This window comes from Gammaproteobacteria bacterium, from assembly GCA_013817245.1.
GTDB lineage: Bacteria > Pseudomonadota > Gammaproteobacteria > HTCC5015 > HTCC5015 > JACDDA01.
In genome coordinates, this window is record JACDDA010000001.1 from 316,349 (window position 1) to 333,696 (window position 17,348).

Annotated in this window: 19 protein-coding genes; 6 read left to right on the plus strand and 13 right to left on the minus strand. The window is 43.5% G+C overall.

From position 1 onward, the window contains the following. Positions 1–12 precede the first annotated feature (12 nt). The 10 genes from H0W44_01595 to H0W44_01640 all read right to left on the minus strand — a co-directional run bounded on the left by H0W44_01595 (position 13) and on the right by H0W44_01640 (position 9,138). Positions 13–654 (minus strand): transmembrane anchor protein, encoded by a 642-nt coding sequence (locus tag H0W44_01595; GenBank protein MBA3581124.1) that lies wholly within the window; start codon positions 652–654, stop codon positions 13–15. Between the two features lie 30 nt (positions 655–684). Continuing rightward, on the minus strand, positions 685–1,419 hold the full coding sequence (locus H0W44_01600) for a HupE/UreJ family protein (protein ID MBA3581125.1): 735 nt from the start codon (positions 1,417–1,419) through the stop codon (positions 685–687). 673 nt (positions 1,420–2,092) lie between these two features. Then, positions 2,093–2,953 carry a DMT family transporter gene (locus H0W44_01605; GenBank protein ID MBA3581126.1) on the minus strand — a complete coding sequence of 287 codons (861 nt, stop codon included), beginning with the start codon at positions 2,951–2,953 and terminating at the stop codon, positions 2,093–2,095. A 108-nt stretch (positions 2,954–3,061) separates the two neighbouring features. After that, on the minus strand, positions 3,062–4,243 hold the full coding sequence (locus H0W44_01610) for an acetyl-CoA C-acyltransferase (protein ID MBA3581127.1): 1,182 nt from the start codon (positions 4,241–4,243) through the stop codon (positions 3,062–3,064). Positions 4,244–4,339: 96 nt separating this feature from the next. Continuing rightward, a complete protein-coding gene (locus tag H0W44_01615; protein ID MBA3581128.1) occupies positions 4,340–4,888 on the minus strand; it encodes a cupin in 549 nt (182 codons plus the stop codon). Further along, positions 4,885–5,574 (minus strand): acireductone synthase, encoded by a 690-nt coding sequence (gene mtnC / locus H0W44_01620; GenBank protein ID MBA3581129.1) that lies wholly within the window; start codon positions 5,572–5,574, stop codon positions 4,885–4,887. Before mtnC ends, H0W44_01615 begins: the two co-directional genes overlap by 4 nt. 13 nt (positions 5,575–5,587) lie before the next feature. Then, positions 5,588–6,238: a methylthioribulose 1-phosphate dehydratase gene (locus H0W44_01625; protein ID MBA3581130.1), complete on the minus strand. Its 651-nt coding sequence runs from the start codon at positions 6,236–6,238 to the stop codon at positions 5,588–5,590. A gap of 95 nt (positions 6,239–6,333) precedes the next feature. Next, positions 6,334–7,266, minus strand: a complete 933-nt coding sequence (locus tag H0W44_01630) for a tetratricopeptide repeat protein (GenBank protein MBA3581131.1) — start codon at positions 7,264–7,266, stop codon at positions 6,334–6,336. Next, on the minus strand, positions 7,259–7,762 hold the full coding sequence (locus tag H0W44_01635; GenBank protein MBA3581132.1) for a hypothetical protein: 504 nt from the start codon (positions 7,760–7,762) through the stop codon (positions 7,259–7,261). The genes H0W44_01630 and H0W44_01635 overlap by 8 nt, the downstream gene beginning before the upstream one ends. Beyond that, positions 7,762–9,138, minus strand: coding sequence for an ATP-binding protein (locus tag H0W44_01640; GenBank protein MBA3581133.1), 1,377 nt, complete (start codon positions 9,136–9,138; stop codon positions 7,762–7,764). The genes H0W44_01635 and H0W44_01640 overlap by 1 nt, the downstream gene beginning before the upstream one ends. Before the next feature lie 104 nt (positions 9,139–9,242). Between H0W44_01640 and H0W44_01645 the strand changes: the two genes are divergently transcribed. Further along, entirely contained in the window at positions 9,243–9,596 is a 354-nt protein-coding gene (locus H0W44_01645; protein MBA3581134.1) for a DMT family protein, read from the plus strand. A gap of 97 nt (positions 9,597–9,693) precedes the next feature. On the opposite strand, the gene H0W44_01650 is transcribed toward H0W44_01645, so the two are convergent. Next, positions 9,694–10,878 (minus strand): fatty acid desaturase, encoded by a 1,185-nt coding sequence (locus tag H0W44_01650; GenBank protein ID MBA3581135.1) that lies wholly within the window; start codon positions 10,876–10,878, stop codon positions 9,694–9,696. Positions 10,879–11,435: 557 nt separating this feature from the next. Between H0W44_01650 and H0W44_01655 the strand changes: the two genes are divergently transcribed. The 5 genes from H0W44_01655 to mutM are packed head-to-tail and all read left to right on the plus strand — an operon-like array spanning position 11,436 to position 16,256. Beyond that, positions 11,436–12,416: an ATP-binding cassette domain-containing protein gene (locus H0W44_01655; GenBank protein ID MBA3581136.1), complete on the plus strand. Its 981-nt coding sequence runs from the start codon at positions 11,436–11,438 to the stop codon at positions 12,414–12,416. Next, positions 12,413–13,162, plus strand: coding sequence for an ABC transporter permease subunit (locus H0W44_01660; protein ID MBA3581137.1), 750 nt, complete (start codon positions 12,413–12,415; stop codon positions 13,160–13,162). Before H0W44_01655 ends, H0W44_01660 begins: the two co-directional genes overlap by 4 nt. Positions 13,163–13,171: 9 nt before the next feature. Then, a complete protein-coding gene (locus H0W44_01665; protein MBA3581138.1) occupies positions 13,172–14,560 on the plus strand; it encodes a GldG family protein in 1,389 nt (462 codons plus the stop codon). Next, the gene (locus H0W44_01670; protein ID MBA3581139.1) at positions 14,557–15,441 is read left to right on the plus strand and encodes a hypothetical protein; all 885 of its coding nucleotides are present in this window, start codon (positions 14,557–14,559) and stop codon (positions 15,439–15,441) included. The genes H0W44_01665 and H0W44_01670 overlap by 4 nt, the downstream gene beginning before the upstream one ends. A gap of 2 nt (positions 15,442–15,443) precedes the next feature. Then, complete coding sequence (gene mutM / locus H0W44_01675) at positions 15,444–16,256, plus strand: bifunctional DNA-formamidopyrimidine glycosylase/DNA-(apurinic or apyrimidinic site) lyase (protein MBA3581140.1); 813 nt, start codon at positions 15,444–15,446, stop codon at positions 16,254–16,256. Positions 16,257–16,263: 7 nt separating this feature from the next. Here the strand turns inward: mutM and coaD are convergent, their stop codons facing one another. Both coaD and rsmD read right to left on the minus strand, forming a co-directional pair. After that, complete coding sequence (coaD, locus tag H0W44_01680; protein ID MBA3581141.1) at positions 16,264–16,755, minus strand: pantetheine-phosphate adenylyltransferase; 492 nt, start codon at positions 16,753–16,755, stop codon at positions 16,264–16,266. 41 nt (positions 16,756–16,796) lie between these two features. After that, entirely contained in the window at positions 16,797–17,336 is a 540-nt protein-coding gene (gene rsmD / locus H0W44_01685; protein ID MBA3581142.1) for a 16S rRNA (guanine(966)-N(2))-methyltransferase RsmD, read from the minus strand. Between the last annotated feature and the right edge of the window lie 12 nt (positions 17,337–17,348).

Here is a 17,348-nt window from a genome sequence, read left to right on the forward strand (position 1 = left end):
TTCGGCTTTTCCTTATTTTAAATGTTTAATATCGGTATAAGCACCAATTGTTTGGAGCGTTACCGTCAACGTTTTATCTGTTCGATTACGCCAGAACCAACCGTGGTGACCATCAAAAGCAGCTTCAATAACGCCTTCATCACGCTCTTTAGAGCCTTTGCCATAACCATGATAATCAATTTTTAATTTCTTAGAGTCGCCATGAATATCAAAGTTAGCCTTACCGCCATTAGTAAACCAAACATAATTAACTTTATGGCCTTTTTTGAGCTCAACCTTTATTTCCGTGCCTTCATTAGGCGCTAAAGTCACAATCATTTCATCACTACGTTGCGCTATTTTATTCTCTGCAACTAGCATAGCTGTTGCACTAACAGCGGCATTCTCGACAGGCGGCGCTACAATTATCGCGGAGGCAATCTCAGGAGCAATAATTTTCTCACGCGTAACTTCAGCGGCTAACGATTGTTTAATTTCACCCATTGAAGTTAACCCCAATAAGTTGCCCACGCCTGTTGGATCTTTACCATACTCAGCAGGCAACACCACGGTAATCATCAAAACGGTCGCGACTATAAACGCAATAATACTTGATCGTAGCAATTGACGTGAGGAAGGAAGTTCATTTGGTGACGGCATTGGAGCGTTATACATAATGAAATCTCTATTTATAAAAGTGGATGTTTAAGAAAGGAAAAAACCAGTCAGTTGATACTGAACTAACAAAAATCCAGCACTCATTATTATCACATTTGCTAAGTAAGCATGTCGCTGAAAACTAGCAGCGCGTCGCCAATAACCCATAAAAATTAAAATAGCACCTAGCGCCAACAATTGGCCAATTTCAACACCAACATTGAAGGCAAGCAAGTTAGGCAATAATCCTTCGCGTGACATTTCGTATTCTTGAATTTTAGTTGCCAAACCAAAACCATGAAACAAACCAAATATTAATGTCGCTATTTTTGTATTCGGCTGAACACCAAGCCATCGCGGATACGCCCCCATATTATCCAGTGCTTTATAAACAATAGACAAACCAATAATTGCATCGATCAAATAACTACTAACGTTAATATCAAAATAAACACCTGCCAGCATAGTCGTTGAATGACCAAAAGCAAAAAGGCTGACATAAATACCAATGTCTTTTATGCGATACAGAAAAAATATAACGCCAAATAAAAAAAGCAGGTGGTCATATCCAGTGATCATATGTTTTGCCCCTAAGTAAACAAAAGGCAACAACTGAACACCGGCAATCTCTGCAATGTAGCCCTTGTCACCCTCTGTTACACCATGCGCAAAAATCATCGCCGGATAAAGAATAAAGATCGCGCTAATAACACGCATCACCCAAAGACAAACTCGAGACCATACACAAAAAAAGCATGTGTTTCGATAATATAGATCAACCATGAAAATCCTCGCCACAGTTTAATTGCAAAATCAAAACATCCTTAGATGTGTCGTAGTTATATCCTATATCTCTTGTTTAGCCCAGCAGAGCAAGCATGCTTTTGATGTACGGGTGTCATTCATTAAAAACAAGACCCAGGTTGATCGTAATTAAGCAGTAACGTAGCCCGGATGAAGCCGAATTTATTCGGCGCAACCCGGGAAGAGTTGTTAAAGAACGTTCCCGGATTTCGCCCATACATACTGGGCTCCATTTTAATTAAGTCTGGTACTCTTATTTAACTTAAATATTAAACGAAGAAACAATGCCGGTTATGGTGTGCCGAGCAGTGTTTAAGGGATAGCGACACATGAACAAGGATGTTCATGTGAATCGATCGCAACAGGATGTTGTGTTGAGGCGACGCGTTAACCCTTAAGCACGGCGAGGGCACACTTTAATGGAATGCAATTCCATTAAAGTACACAGCATCCGAGCAAGTATTTGATGAACAGGATGTTCGAATGCCGCGATTGCAGGGATGCAATAGAGCGGCATTGGTGACTTTTTGTTACGACAAACAGATTTTTGCTCCTGCAAAATCTGCATTTATGCCATCCAGGGCAATCAAAGTTACTCGCTGTAGTCGTGTAGCGACGAGCGAAACGCTTTTTATTTTTCAACTATAAAATTTTAACGACTCACCCTCAACGATTCAAATACTGCCGCACCTAAAATCAATGCACCACCCAATGCGATATTCCACGTGAGTGCTTCGTTTAATAAAAAATACGCCATAACGGCTGCCATCACCGGTTGTGCGCAGCTAACAAGTCCTACTGTTTTGGCACTGAAGAATCGCAAGCTTTCGGCTAATAAACCATGACCAATCGCAGTAAAAAACGCACCGAGTAATAATAATTTCCACCAATCCATTGATGACATCATCGCGACATCATTCATACGCACGAAGGGTAGAAACACCACGGCGACGGCGAGCACTTGCCAGAAAAAAGTAATTTGCGAAGGATGACTTTTTAAATAATGGCGCACGCCGATATTGCGTATCGCTAAACACAAACCGGAAAACACACCCCAAATCACGCCTTGGGTTGCGCCGCTGTTCCATGAAAAATGTGGCACTAATAACCACACACCTAAAAATACAACACAGCCGCTGATGATATCTTGCCATTGGATTTTTTCTTTGCGCCACAGCGGTTCGAGAAATACAGTTAACACGGGATAGGTGAAGGTTGCTAATACGCCGATGGTAATGGTTGATACCTGCAAGGAATGAAAAAATGTTATCCAGTGCACGCCCATTAATACACCTAACCCTAGAGCAATGGCAATGTCGCGACGAGGTTGCAGAATAAATAATTGTTTACGCCAAATAATTAATCCAGCCAACACGATAGCCGCAATTGCACAGCGCATGGCTGTCACGGGTAGTGGTGTTAGCGGTAATAATTTTGCAAACAAACCATTGGCGGATAATAAAACAACGGAGAGGTATAAAGCCCAAAAGCCACGTCGTGAAGAAGTTGTCAAAACAGCATGCTCGGTTATCTTAAGGCACTGGTATTGTAACGAGTGTTTATGAATGAAGCATAAAAAAAGCGCAGGGATAAACCTGCGCTTGTTAGATAAACACGTAACTTATAAACGTTCGATAGCGATTGCCACACCTTCGCCGCCGCCGATACATAATGACGCGATACCTTTTTGCTTTTCATATTTTTGCAAAGCGGCCAGCAAGGTTACGATAATTCGCGCGCCGGATGCGCCGATAGGATGACCTAAAGCGCAAGCACCACCATGCACATTAACTTTATCATGCGGCAAGTTTAGTTCTTTCATTGCTGCCATTGTGACGACTGCAAACGCTTCATTGATTTCATACAAATCAACATCGCTCGCTTTCCAGTTGGTTTTTTCTAATACTTTTTTGATCGCGCCTACTGGTGCAGTCGTAAACCATTCCGGTTCATGCGACCAGGTGCCGTGTGCGCGAATCGCAGCAAGCGGTTTTAAGCCGCGTTTTTTGGCTTCTGATTGTTTCATCAATACTAATGCTGCTGCACCATCAGAAATAGAACTTGAATTTGCCGCCGTTACAGTGCCGCCTTCTTTAAATGCCGGTTTTAATTGCGGAATTTTTTCGGGTTTTGCTTTGCCGGGTTGTTCGTCTACTTCAACCGTGATATCGCCTTGGCGCGTTTTAAGTGTGATGGGCGCAATTTCATTTTTAAAACTGCCGTCATTAATCGCTTGCTGAGCACGTTGCAGAGACGTTATTGCAAATTGGTCCTGATCTGCACGAGTAAAACCAAATTTTTCGACGGTTGCTTCTGCGAATACACCCATTGCGGTTTTTTTATACGCGTCTTCTAAACCATCTAACATCATGTGATCAATAATTTGACCATGACCCATACGATAACCGCCGCGTGCTTTAGGTAATAAATACGGTGCATTAGTCATACTTTCCATGCCGCCAACAACATAGATATCATGTGTACCCGCTAAAATAGAATCGTGCGCCATCATTAACGCTTGCATACCAGAGCCGCACATTTTATTAATCGTCACACAATTAACTGATTTTGGTAAACCCGCGGCTAACGCGGCTTGTCGAGCCGGTGCTTGGCCTTGACCTGCGGATAACACATTACCCATAACGACTTCATCAATCGCATCAACATTCAAACCTGCATTTTTTACCGCTGCTTTAATCGCGGCTGCGCCTAATTGCACTGCACTAGCTTCTGATAATACACCTTGGAATCCGCCCATCGCGGTGCGCGCCATACCGACAATAACAATTGGATCTGCTTGCATGCTTTACTCCCAGCCTTTGCTGCGTTGACGAAATTTATAAAAAATATAATTAAAAAAACCAAGTAGAGAAATATTCAGCATGTGAACACAAATAAATTAAAGCGTATCAAAACGCGGGAAATTTGCGGCAATGGGTGTACCGGTAAATTGAGCCACCCAACCTTCAGGATTATTAAATAAACGAATCGCACTAAAATGCGGCTCCGGCCCCATGTCAAACCAATGCGGCGTGTTTGCAGGCACGCTGATTAAATCATTTTGCGTGCACAACACGGCGTACACTTTATTGTCGATATGTAAGCTAAACAAACCTTGGCCAGCAACAAAAAAACGCACTTCATCTTCACCATGAGTATGTTCTTCTAAAAACTTTTTGCGAAATTCATCTTTTTGCGGATGTTCAGGATGCATGTTCACAACATCCACGGTGACATAGCCACCTTCGTGTTTAAGTCTATCAATTTCGCGTTGATACGCATTTATGATCGCCGCTTGATCCATATCAGGCGTGACTTCATGCGTCGCTTGCCAACGTTCAAAACGCACACCTACTGCGCCTAAGATATCCGCAATCGCTGAACCATCAGTGGCTTGCTCTACAACCACGGTGGGTTGGTGATCTGCATAAACTTTAATTTGACTCATGTATCATCTCCCAATGGAATTTGATCGAAACGTTGTACTTGTTTGTGCTGCGAATTTTTCGGAACTTCGCCGCGCACTAATTGGCAAGTTTGCATACCGGCCGTATGCGCGGCATCTAGCTCTTCGGTAATGTCCGATAAAAATAAAATTTGCGCCACGGGTACATTCATATGTTTAGCAATGATGCGATAAGCATCCGCTTCACGTTTTGCGCCAGTTAACGTATCAAAATAATCTTTAAACCAACTACTCATGTCACCTTGGTTGGCGTAACGAAATAATAATTTTTGGGCTCTCACTGAGCCAGATGAAAACACATACAAACCATAACCTTGTGCATGCCAACGCTTTAAGCTGTCGTAAGCATCGGGATAAACATGCGCATGTAATTCGCCACTCGTATAGCCGTGCTCCCAAATCAAACCTTGCAACTGTTTGAGCGGGGTGATTTTACGATCTTTCGCTATCCACGTTAATAAAGCATCAATCACTTCTTCGAGATCTGCATCAAGGCGCTGCATTTCCTGACGCGAATCATTTAATAAAGAAGCCACTTGTTGATCTGCTTGGTGAGTGCGCACAAAAGCGGGCAATTCACGGGCAGCAAAGGGAAACAATATGTCTTTAACAAAAGCAAGATCGGTAGTCGTGCCTTCGATGTCGGTCAAAATAGCGGTGATGCTCATGATATAGGCTCCTTTAACGATCGGTCGCAGGCGCTTGTACTGCATGACCCAACTGCCGCAAGGTCAATTCGCATTGCATCAAAAATTCCAACCCTTCCATGTGACGACGAGCTTCGGCCATCGTAGAGCCGAAGGAGTATAGACCGTGGCCACGAACTAAAAAGCCCCAGGCGATTGGTTTTTTAGTCCACTGTTGGCGTAATTGACGCGCCAGTACCGTCATATCTTGATGATTATTGAAAATGGGAATGCACACTTCGGTTTCATGCGTGGTAATTCCCTGCAGCGATTTAAGCATTTCCAGATCGTGTAGTTTTAATCCAGAACCGCTCATAACTGATAATACGGTCGCCGCGACAGAATGCGTGTGCAGCACCGCACCTATGGTTGCATCTAATTGATATAAATTCGTGTGTAGCAGCGTTTCGGCCGAGGGCTTTAACTCGCTGCCCAGTGCTTGGCCTTGCCAGTCGACAGTCAAAAAATCTGCGGCGCTAAGCGCGGCTTTATCACGACCCGAAGCCGTCATTAAGGCCGTTTTGTCGTTTAAACGCTGCGAAAAATTACCGCCCGTGGCCGGGCACCAGCCTTTTGCAGCAATAAATTGCGCGGCGGCGATCAAGCCATTCGTCGCTTCGGCAACAGTGGAATTAGTTAGGTTCATGCAATCGGAGCTCAGCAGAAGTCAAAACCGGGCGGCATTATAACGCAATTGGCCGGCTGGGCTGCAGACCCAACCGACTCAATAGACCGGCAGAATCAGAAGTTGCCTTTAAGTTTGACGGTGGCTAGCTCACGTTTCAGCACGCGCTGAAACCAGGTAGGGCCCACCCAAGAATAAATGACCACGGCTAACCACAATAAGGTTATCGCGAAACTCGCATTGGGATAACCGGCATCGCCCAATGCCAAGGTACTCACTTGAAATATCAGATATAACGCAATCAATAAACCAATCACCCGTTGTTGCGAACCGCGCGTTAACCACGCATTAAAACGCCACCAACATCCTAAGAAAATACTGTCACGCATTTTAATTTCTGCTAATAAACGAATCGCACCAACATGATTAGCGTCTTGTTGCAAAACCCAAATAGCATGATCACGCGCTTGCGCAACATCACCTTGCACTAATAACATTTGTCCCAAACCGATCAATGCATCACGATGATTAGGCTGCAAACGCAACGCTTCACGATACGCGTGTTCAGCAGCAAGGCGTTGACCCAAGCGTAGTTTTAAATCCGCATCACGTTCATGAATATCGGGATCATCTGGCGAAATAGATAAAGCCTGCTGTAAATATTGTTGCGCCTCGGCCATCTTGCCCATTTGTTCTGACGCGGCCGACAAACCCATTAAATAATCCGCATGTTCAGGCGCCAACTCTAAGGCCGAAGTAAAATATGTATGCGCAAGTTTAGCTTTGTTTTGCAACAAACAAACCCGACCTTGCACATAATGACAAAAGGGATTTTCCGGTTCTAAACGCAAACCTAATTCCGCTTCATACGCGGCTGCATATAAACGTTTATGCAAAGTTAAAACAAACGCTAAAAAACTATGCAAGCCACCCATGTGCGGTGCAATGCTTAAGGCTTCGCGTAAAGTTTCAATAGCACCCGCAGCATTACCATAACGCAATTGTTGATCAGCGCGTTGCCACAAACTACTAATGGCTTGATCATCCATACCATTGACTCAAAAAGTGTTTGCCAAAATTAATTAAACTATCAATCACCACACTTTCTAATCTGCGGCCAATAAAATAAGCGAGGAACAATCCGGGAATACCGGTCATAGCCTGCCCTGAAAAATAATGAAATAAAGCAAACGCCTGCGCTTGACTTAAATACACCATATAACAAACATACAAGGTCACAACTGTTAATGCTAAACGCGCATAACGCAAATCACTGACCGACAACCATTCAAAATGCAAAGCAGCGGCAGCCAGCAATACCAACATAACAAACACAATATACGCCAAGATCAACAAACCAATTTCATAACGTTTACGCGGACTGCCCAAGGCAATGCTGTTATAAATAAACCACGCCCAACTAATCAACGCGCCGCCAAACATCACGGCTAATAAAGGCCATAAAGGATCCACTACCAAACGCGCTGCTAAGCTACGTTTAGGCTCATCAATGATTTCATAGCTTGCAGAAGAATCAACGCTCATTAACGGCTGCCATGTTTATCAAGAAACCGTAATACATCATCGTATTGACCTGCTTCATTCGCATAACGCGCATAATTACGCGCCGTCGTTAACCATTCTAAAGTAGTAGGTTTAACTTCCCGTAACGCTGTTTGCAAATGCTCCATTTCAATCACGCCTTGCTGACCACTGGCAATTGCCGCTTGAATGGCTTCATCTACTGCTGTTTCAACTACATTGCGTAAATCTGCGCCGGAAAAACCGCTAGTATTTTTAGCTAAAAAATTAATATCAATATCATTAGCAACCGGACGCTCAGCTAATAAAATTCGCAATACGGATTCGCGTGCGGCTTGATCCGGCGGCGCAATAAACACCACGCGATCAAAACGACCCGGCCGCCGAAATGCCGAATCTAATGCCCACGGTACATTGGTCGCCGCTAACACTAAGACTCCGCTATTATTTTGTGCAAAACCATCCAGCTCGGATAAAAACTGACTGACTAATTTAGAACTCGTGCCTTCTCGCGTGTGTTGGCGTTTACCTGCTAACGCTTCAACTTCATCGAAAAAAATTACTGCGGGCGTATTGCGTCGCGCTTGTTCAAACATCGCATGAAGTTTTTGTTCGGATTCACCGATGTACATATCTAAAATATCGGAAATCGCAACATTAAAAAATTTCGCCTGACATTCACCCGCGGTTGCGCGCGCTAACAAAGTTTTGCCGCATCCGGGTGGGCCATATAATAAAATTCCGCCGCCGACACGTTTGCGAAACACTTGAAACAAAGAGGGTTTTTGAAATGGCAAAATAATTTTTTTACGGATTTGTTGTTTAACATCTTCTAAACCGCCAACATCCGCGAAACTAACGTGCTCATGCTCGGGTTCAACTAAACGTTTTAACTCGGTGACATTGGTATCATCATTCGCCACCACGCGTAATTTCGGCCGCGCACTTTCAGTCTTATTACCCATATTCGTCGCGACTGGAGTATTTACTGGGGTATTTAAAGCGCGCACTAATTCGAGCGCTTCTGGCAAATCAGCCAACATAGCATTGGCCGTAATCGCACGTTGATGCCAAGTGCGCGCTTCGCTAATCTCATTCGCGGCTAGATAACATTGCGCACGCGCGAGCCAAACATCGGCTTGCTCTAGCAATAATAATTTCAAACCCACCTGCGGTGCTTGCTGACGACGACATAATGCCGCCATTACAATTTGTTCTTGAGCGCTTAACCAATGACTAACCGGCAATTGTGACAATTCGGTATACGCTTCATTATCACGCCCGGCCTGAACGAGGGCTTTACATAACAAACCGCGCAATGCGGCATTATCAGGATTAATATTTAAAGCTTGTTGTAGAGCATTAATTTCGTCAGACATAGCATCGCACTGCGTAATATTTGAGATACGATAGTATTGCCTCTGTCGCCCGCTCGCAACTAAGAAAACGCAGATGATCCATCTTTAACCTAAAGTGAGACGTTATGCCAACCCCGATCTTTTTTGTTTTAGGTTTGATTTTAAGCAATGTGTTTATGACCATTGCCTGGTATGCCCATTTAAAAGAGCTTGGCGGTAAACCGTGGTTTATTGCGGCACTGATCAGCTGGGGCATTGCTTTAATGGAATACTTATTTCAAGTTCCGGCTAATCGCGCGGGTTATCAAACTTTTTCCTTGGAACAAATGAAAGTCATCCAAGAAGTAATTAGTTTAGCGGTATTTGTGCCGTTTGCGATTTTGTATATGAAAGAAAAAATTAGTATTAATTATTTACTGGCCTGTATCTGCTTGCTGGGTGCCGTGTTTTTTATTATGCGGCCGAAGATTACGCTGTGATGAGATAAAAAGCGGATGACTTAAAAAACGGATACATAAAAAAACGCCCGGACATGCCGGGCGTTTTTAATTTTCATCAGAACGTCTGCAAAAAAAACTAACCTGCTACTAAGGTATAACCACGCAAGCTTGCAGCAAATTGACGCAAAGCTTCTACGCCAGATTGTTCTGCGCGACGGCACCATTCAATAATGGCTTGCAGTAATTTTTCTTGGCTTTCGTAAGTGCGTTCCCAAATTTCGCGTAACTGACTGCGATATTGATAAACCAATTCCAACGATTTATGACTGCTCAAGGTTTGCGCTAAAGTTTGACGATGACTTTCATTCATACGCACTTCTTCACGCGTTAAAGCAACCTGCGCATGTTTTAATACTTTACGCGCTTGCTCATCAGCCTTGCTGTACTCTTCTTGTAATACTGGCTTAATAACCGTATCGGCATAACCTGCCATTACATGCATTTTACTGCGAATAATAGCTTTAACCGTTTCCATATCAATCTGTTCTTTGCTGTGATCAATTTGTGGTTGCGGTGCTACTTTTTTCACTTTCGCTAAACCCAATGTTTCTAATACACGAATGTACATCCAGCCAATATCAAATTCCCATGGCTTAATCGAAAATTTTGCTGAGCTTGGATACGCATGATGATTGTTGTGCAATTCTTCGCCGCCAATCCAAAATGCCCAAGGAATTAAGTTGGTCGCATCATCAACGGTTTCATAATTACGATAACCCCAATAATGACCCAAGCCGTTAATACCGCCCGCAGCGTGGATAGGAATCCAAACCATTTGCAAGGCCCAAATCGTTAAACCAATGGGTCCAAACAATATGAGATTGATGGCCATAGAAATATAAATACCCATTTCTTTAGGTTTGCCGCTGTAGATTTTATTTTCCATAAAATCATTCGGTGTGCCATGGCTGTATTTAGCAATGGTTTCTGCATTGTTAGATTCGTGACGATACAATTCGGCGCCTTCTAACAATACTTTGCGAATACCATATACACGTGGGCTGTGCGGATCGTCTACGGTTTCGCATTTAGCATGATGCTTACGATGGATCGCGACCCATTCACGTGTCGACATGCCCGTTGTAGTCCACAACCACGCACGGAAAAACTGTTGTATTACCGGATGTAAATCCAAACCTAGGTGTGCCTGACTACGATGCAAATACAAAGTAACGCCGGCAATGGTAATTTGGCAAACAAGCACGGCGTACAACACGTAGCCCCACCACGGTAAATCAAACAAACCATTCAGTACTGACATAGATACACCCTATATAAGGAGGTTAAAATTTCGTACAAACCACAATCAAACTTTATTAGCGGCGCGAATCTGACATTCTCGCCTAAAATTAACATAAGAAAACTAACGAGCCTCATGCTTAGTTCTTATGAGGGGATCCCTGTCCTGACCAGACAATAATGACATAAGCCATTATGTGCATTGCAGATTGCGCAAATAACTCGAAAAGTTATTGTAAATCCCACATTTAGCCGGATTTCAGAGCTGGGCATTTAATCATGGGTTTTTCGCAGATGCTAGCACCGCCTGTCATCTAAAAATCATCCAACACTCACCGAAACGTCATAGTGAAGCGCCCCATCGCTACCCGTCTTACAAAATCAGCCTATAGCGGCCCGCAGTATATGGTGGGTCTGCTGTACAAATACAAGCCGTAGCTCCATCAATAAATCAAAACTCAAAATCAGACTTGCACTGTCTCTCTAGTTGCATATCATGACGCCTGTTATCAAGTCCCACCCAATCCCATTGGTGAGATGCTAACAACACAGATTCACCCAACGAATTAGGCTTTATATATGACCGATGATTTAAACCCGCAGCCCGCTTTAGTCCAACCTTTAGTTGAGCTAAGTGGCGTTAGTCGCAACTACGGCAATGTGCGCGCTGTGAATAATCTTAGCTTTGTATTACATCCGGGCGAGATTTTAGGTTTTCTGGGCCCTAACGGCGCCGGCAAATCGACGACGATGCAAATGATTTGCGGCACGCTGGCGCCTTCAGCAGGCTCTATCACTATTGATGGCATTGATTTACTCACCGATGCAGTACGCGCCAAACAACACATCGGTTATCTACCCGAAAATCCACCGGTTGATTTAGATGCAACCGTCGATGAGTATCTGCACTTTTGCGCGCAGCTGCATAACGTTAAAAAACTTCAGATCGCGGCGGCGCTTGATAGCGTCAAACAACGTTGCGGTTTAACGGATGTTGGCAAACGTTTAATCGGTACATTATCGAAAGGTTATCAACAACGTGTTGGTATCGCTCAAGCGCTGGTGCATTCACCTCGCATCGTCGTACTTGACGAACCCACCGTGGGTTTAGATCCGGTGCAAATCCGCGACATCCGAAATTTAATTCGCGAAATTGGTCGCGATCACGGGGTAATTTTATCTACTCACATTTTGCCCGAAGTACAAATGGTCTGTAATCGCGTGCAAATTATTAATCATGGTGAATTAGTCTTTAACAACAACATCGAACATTTAAATAAACAGATGCAAGCGAGTCGCTTGTTAATTAGCTGTCGGCAATTACCCAGCGAAGCAGAGCTCGCCAACTTACCGGGTGTACAACAAGTCGATATGATCGACAAACAACGTGCCCGCCTGCATTACGCCAACGAACAAAACCCGGCTGAAATATTAGTTGAACGCAGCGTGCAAGAACACTGGGGTTTACAAGAACTCATTCCCGAATCACATAGTTTGGAACAAGTATTCATGAATCTTATTGCTACCGATCAAATTATTTCAAACGAGGTTGCAGCATGATATTAACCATCGCCAAACGCGAATTACGCGGCTTATTTCATTCACCTTTAGCGTGGGTGTGTTTAGCCGTAGTACAAATTATCGTGGGATTCTTTTTTGCAATTACCATTAATGAATTCATACGTTATCAAGCCCAACTTAGCGGCGAGTCCACCTTAGGCGTAACTGATATTGTTGCACCACAATGCATGGCGGTTTTAAGTTTTGTGATGTTATTTATCATGCCCTTATTAACACCACGCTTAATCAGCGGTGAACATCGCAATAAAACCTTGCCGCTGTTGCTGGCGGCGCCGACAACTACTACGCGCATTATTCTCGGCAAATTTTTTGCGATGCTGATTTTTATTTTAATCACGCAAGCATTGTTATTCTTGATGTTGTTATCGTTGTCGCTAGGCACTCAATTAGATTGGGGGCAAATCACTACCGGTATTTTTGGTGTTTTATTGTCACTGGGTTTATTCGCCGCCATTGGTTTATATATTTCAACGTTAAATCGTGAACCCATGGTGGCTGGTGTGCTCACCTATGGCGCTTTATTTTTATTATGGATACTCGGCGTGGGTGCCAGCATGGTGGGAGAAGCCGGCGAAGTATTAAAATGGTTATCGCTCACTCAACATCAAGATAACTTTTATCGTGGCTTGATCGACAGCCGCGATTTAGTTTATTACGGTTTATTCACTGGCTTTTTCCTTTTACTCAGCATCCGTCGTTTAGATGCAGAACGCTTACACGCCTAAGACACTATTATGAAACTTGATAAAAAAATTATTCGTTCACTGCGCTGGCAACATGCTAGCGGCACTTTTTTGCTTATTGCCATTGTCGCTTTATTGAGCTGGCTCAGCACCCAATATCACGATCAGTTTGATCTAAGCGCCGCTAATCGCAATACGCTGACCGATGCTAGTCGCCAGTTGCTCAAAAAAATGCCGGATCCCATCACGGTCAAAATATTTCTCGCAGAAGACGCACCACAAGCGAGCTCAATAAAAACCTTATTGGATCGTTATAGCCGGTTTAAAGAAAACTTTAAATTTGAATTTATCAATCCAGACACCAACCCTGCACTAGTTAGAGCTTTAAAAATTAATTACGCGGGTGAGTTAGTCGTTCAATACCAAGACAAAGAAGAACGTTTATCTAATCTAAACGAAGCTGATTTTAGTAATGCGCTACAACGCATGTTACAAACTCAGGAGCATTGGGTGTTGTTCTTGCAAGGTCACGGCGAGCGCAATCCTTTGGGCAACGCTAATCACGACTTTAATAAATTTAACATTCAATTAGAAAACCGTGGTTATAAAATTCAAACTATTAACTTGGCAGAAACTCCCGCTATCGCCACTAACACCAGCGTTTTAGTAATAGCCAGTCCGCAAGTGAAACTGCTCAGCGGTGAGATCAAACTCATTAATGAGTACATTGCTGGCGGCGGCAATTTATTATGGTTAACCGATCCTGCTGAACAAGCCGGTTTAGAAAGTTTAGCCACTAACTTAGGCATTAAAATTTTGCCAGGCATGATTGTTGATGCGATGACGCAAGCATTAGGCATTCAACAAGTAGACTTTGCTTTAGTCAGCAAATATTCATCGCATCCGGTCACTCATGCTTTAAGCGCGATCACAGTCTTTCCGCAAGCGGTTGGTTTAGATCATGCTGGCGAAAGTTTTAGCGCGGAAGCTTTATTACAAACTCAAGAACGCTCGTGGACGGAATTAAGCGATATTAACAAAGGCGGCGACATTGATTTTAATGCCAACACGCAAGAAGTAGCCGGCCCTATCACGCTCGGTTTTGCATTAACGCGCACGCTTGAAACGCCAACCACGCCTAATGAAAATAAAACTAATCGCTCAGAACAACGTGTCATTGTTGTCGGTGATGGTGACTTTTTAGCCAACGCGGTTATCGGTAATGGTGGAAATTTAGAACTCGGCTTGTCGATGATGAATTGGTTAGCACATGATGACAATATGCTGAATGTGGCGCCGATCATGCCACCCGACACGCAGCTCACCCTCAGCAATATGCAACTGCTTGCGTTAGAAATATTTTTTGTGGTGTTGCTGCCTTTAGCGCTGATCAGTGCTGGCGTGGTTATTTGGTTAAAACGTCGCAAAGCTAAATCATGAAAAATAGTTTTCTATTAAAAAAGCATTACGTTAATTTAGCGCTAATCATTATCGTTTTAGCGCTAGTTGCGGTTGTCTGGCTAAAACCTGGACAACCCACGGCAGCAAAAATATTTGCCGCATTAACTGCAGACCAAGTGCAAAATATCGAACTACAGGTTTCCAACAAAGAATCTGTGCAGATTAAAAAACAAAATGGCGTTTGGCAGATTACCGCGCCGATTACTATTCCGGCTAATCGCTTTCGCATCGAAAAAATATTAAGCATTACTCAAGCTAATAGCGAAAAACATTATGCTGCTAATGATTTAGATTTAACTCAATTTGAGTTAATGCCGCCGCAAGCGCGTTTAATTCTCAATGAGCATGTCATTGAATTTGGCGGCATCGCTGAATTAGGTCAGCAACGGTATGTGAAAATTGAAAATGAAATTTTGCTGATCACAGATGATTATTTTCCGTTGATCAGCAGCGGCTTAGCCGGTCTCGTGGATTCACAAGCTATTCCCGAAACCCAAAAGCTACTCAACATTCAAATGCCGAAATTTACCATTAGCCAAACCACGAAAGGTGCTTGGGCAATTTCACCCGCAAACCAACAACACACCAGCGATAGCTTGCAAGCATGGATTACTCAGTGGCAACAAGCGCGTGCTGTTTTTGCCGAACGATTTGTTAATCTTGACACTAACAATGCGCCGATCGTTATTCTGCATTTCGCGGACAAAAGCCAATTGCAATATCATCTTATTACTAGCAATGGTGAAACCGCACTGTATCGTGCGGATGTCGGCATCAAATATCATTTTAGTTATGAAATTTTTCAAAGTATTGCTAACGAGCCCGCTCTTCCCGCCGCTGTAAACACCGCAACACCTTAGCAATGCCTGAGTTACCGGAGGTTGAAACAACACGTCTCGGTATTTCACCTTATCTGCTCCAACAATCTATTACTGATATTCGCGTTCATAATAAAAATTTACGCTGGCCAGTGCCGCAAGATTTAATCAGTCGTTTCCGCAATCAATCTATTAATGCCGTCGAAAGACGCGGCAAATATTTATTAATTAACACCGCTGTTGGTACATTAATTATTCATCTCGGCATGTCGGGGAGTTTGCGTATCGTTGAGCCTAATACGCCTTTACGTAAACATGATCATGTTGAATGGTTGCTGGATAATAATAAAATTATGCGTTTCCATGATCCACGACGTTTTGGTTGCGTGTTGTGGGCTGAAAATGCGGCCGAGCATTCACTTATAAAAGTATTGGGGCCCGAGCCTTTTGCTGATGAATTTAATGGTGCTTATTTACATGCGACTAGTCGCAAACGCAGCGTGGCCATTAAAAATCTAATCATGAATAGCCATATCGTTACCGGCGTTGGTAATATTTATGCAAGTGAAGCTTTATTTATGGCGGGAATTCGCCCCAAGCGTATGGCGCAACGTATAAGCAAAGCAGACAGCGAAGCTTTAGCTTGCGCAATTAAAATTATATTAAAAGCAGCTATCGAACAAGGCGGAACAACCTTGCGTGATTTTGTGCGCGAAGACGGTACACCAGGATATTTTAAACAACAATTATTTGTTTATGGTCGAGAAGGCCAAGCTTGTCGTAAATGCCAACACATAATCAAACAATATGTATTAGGCCAACGAAGTACTTATTATTGCTCAAACTGCCAGAAATAAAATTATATTATTTTTTAGAGGCTGGTAATTTTTTATTCATTTCTCTCAATACTGCAGGATGCACATAAGCGGCTACATCACCACCATGACGCGCAATATCTTTGATCAAGGTAGAAGACAAAAAAGTAAATTCAACTGCGGGACTTAAATAAACCGTTTCGATATTAGGCTGCATGCTGCGATTCATACCAGCAAGCTGCACTTCGTATTCAAAATCAGAAACTGCACGCAAGCCACGAATAATAACGCTGGCACCCACATCACGCGCATATTCAACCATCAAATTACCAAAGGTAGTGACTTCTACGTTTTTAAATTCACTGAGTACTTCACGGGCTAATGCGGCACGCTCATCTAAAGTAAACAACGGATTCTTCGACGAACTCGCCGCAATCGCCAAAACAACTTTGCCGAAAACTTTTGCTGCGCGGCGCACCAAATCTGCATGACCATTGGTAATGGGATCAAAAGTCCCAGGGTAGATGGCGGTTACTTGCATGCGCGAGTCCTCTCAATAAATAACGAAATATTTTTAGCTAATTAGTTTATAGCAACCAAACCATAAACAACGTCGCCGGATTGTTTCTGCCGCTCATAATGCCAGCCCGAGGGTAGTGCTGGCAAACCCTGAGCGGCCGATTGCTCTATATATAATAGTGTATGCGCCGTTAAACATTGACTGCTGTGCAATACCGCCAACACCTGCTGCATATTTAGCGCAGTAAAAGGTGGGTCAATAAATACAATATCAAAAATCTGCTGAAGACTAGCAAGATATTGCAAGCTGTCCACTTGCTGAATCTCTATTTGTGTTGCGTTCAATAAATCCTTTTGCGTACGCAAATGTTTTACCAGTATTGCTTGCTGCTCTAACATTAGTACGTGGCTTGCGCCACGTGACGCTGCTTCAAACCCTAACGCGCCACTACCTGCAAACATATCCAAACAACGTGCGCCTGCCATTCGCGGGGTCAACCAATTAAACAAAGTCTCACGCACCATATCTTTAGTGGGTCGCAGACCTTCGGCATTTAACACCGGAATACGTCGCCCGCGCCACGTGCCTGCAATAATGCGGATCGTATTAGCGGC

Excerpts from the sequence above, each read along its gene's own strand:
- H0W44_01665 (MBA3581138.1), top strand. The coding sequence starts at position 13,172 with ATGAAACTTGATAAAAAAATTATTCGTTCACTGCGCTGGCAACATGCT.
- mtnC (MBA3581129.1), bottom strand. The coding sequence starts at position 5,574 with ATGAGCATCACCGCTATTTTGACCGACATCGAAGGCACGACTACCGAT.
- mutM (MBA3581140.1), top strand. The coding sequence starts at position 15,444 with ATGCCTGAGTTACCGGAGGTTGAAACAACACGTCTCGGTATTTCACCT.
- H0W44_01640 (MBA3581133.1), bottom strand. The coding sequence starts at position 9,138 with ATGTCTGACGAAATTAATGCTCTACAACAAGCTTTAAATATTAATCCT.
- H0W44_01595 (MBA3581124.1), bottom strand. The coding sequence starts at position 654 with ATGTATAACGCTCCAATGCCGTCACCAAATGAACTTCCTTCCTCACGT.
- H0W44_01615 (MBA3581128.1), bottom strand. The coding sequence starts at position 4,888 with ATGAGTCAAATTAAAGTTTATGCAGATCACCAACCCACCGTGGTTGTA.
- H0W44_01655 (MBA3581136.1), top strand. The coding sequence starts at position 11,436 with ATGACCGATGATTTAAACCCGCAGCCCGCTTTAGTCCAACCTTTAGTT.
- H0W44_01635 (MBA3581132.1), bottom strand. The coding sequence starts at position 7,762 with ATGAGCGTTGATTCTTCTGCAAGCTATGAAATCATTGATGAGCCTAAA.
- H0W44_01600 (MBA3581125.1), bottom strand. The coding sequence starts at position 1,419 with ATGGTTGATCTATATTATCGAAACACATGCTTTTTTTGTGTATGGTCT.
- H0W44_01660 (MBA3581137.1), top strand. The coding sequence starts at position 12,413 with ATGATATTAACCATCGCCAAACGCGAATTACGCGGCTTATTTCATTCA.
- H0W44_01630 (MBA3581131.1), bottom strand. The coding sequence starts at position 7,266 with ATGGATGATCAAGCCATTAGTAGTTTGTGGCAACGCGCTGATCAACAA.
- H0W44_01610 (MBA3581127.1), bottom strand. The coding sequence starts at position 4,243 with ATGCAAGCAGATCCAATTGTTATTGTCGGTATGGCGCGCACCGCGATG.
- H0W44_01625 (MBA3581130.1), bottom strand. The coding sequence starts at position 6,238 with ATGAACCTAACTAATTCCACTGTTGCCGAAGCGACGAATGGCTTGATC.
- coaD (MBA3581141.1), bottom strand. The coding sequence starts at position 16,755 with ATGCAAGTAACCGCCATCTACCCTGGGACTTTTGATCCCATTACCAAT.
- H0W44_01650 (MBA3581135.1), bottom strand. The coding sequence starts at position 10,878 with ATGTCAGTACTGAATGGTTTGTTTGATTTACCGTGGTGGGGCTACGTG.
- H0W44_01645 (MBA3581134.1), top strand. The coding sequence starts at position 9,243 with ATGCCAACCCCGATCTTTTTTGTTTTAGGTTTGATTTTAAGCAATGTG.
- H0W44_01670 (MBA3581139.1), top strand. The coding sequence starts at position 14,557 with ATGAAAAATAGTTTTCTATTAAAAAAGCATTACGTTAATTTAGCGCTA.